This window comes from Bartonella sp. TT110JLCBS (assembly GCF_042193405.1).
Lineage (GTDB): Bacteria > Pseudomonadota > Alphaproteobacteria > Rhizobiales > Rhizobiaceae > Bartonella.
The window spans coordinates 1-250 of record NZ_JBHILT010000285.1; the positions used below are offsets into that span (position 1 = coordinate 1).

At 41.6% G+C, this 250-nt stretch carries 1 protein-coding gene; it reads left to right on the plus strand.

The window, feature by feature from the left end; all coding sequences use genetic code 11:
• Positions 1-33: 33 nt before the first annotated feature.
• The coding region (locus tag ACFILW_RS10950) for a hypothetical protein (RefSeq protein WP_375685849.1) at positions 34-250 on the plus strand (217 nt) is incomplete at its 3' end.

Here is a 250-nt window from a genome sequence, read left to right on the forward strand (position 1 = left end):
GATTTAGGCCCTCTACCCACTTATAAACCAGTGATGACCTATGCTGGCCCAAATGATCCCAAGGCAGCGTTCATTAAGAAATGGGATTCATCTAATGTAAAACTCCGAATTTATGATCATCCTCATGATTGGGGTAAGGATAAAAACATTGATTTTATTGGTTGGCACGAAGACTCGGAATTATTAATTGATCTTCGCCGTAACGCTGGGTTTGGTCTTGTTTGGTCTGACGATCCATACTGGGACAACT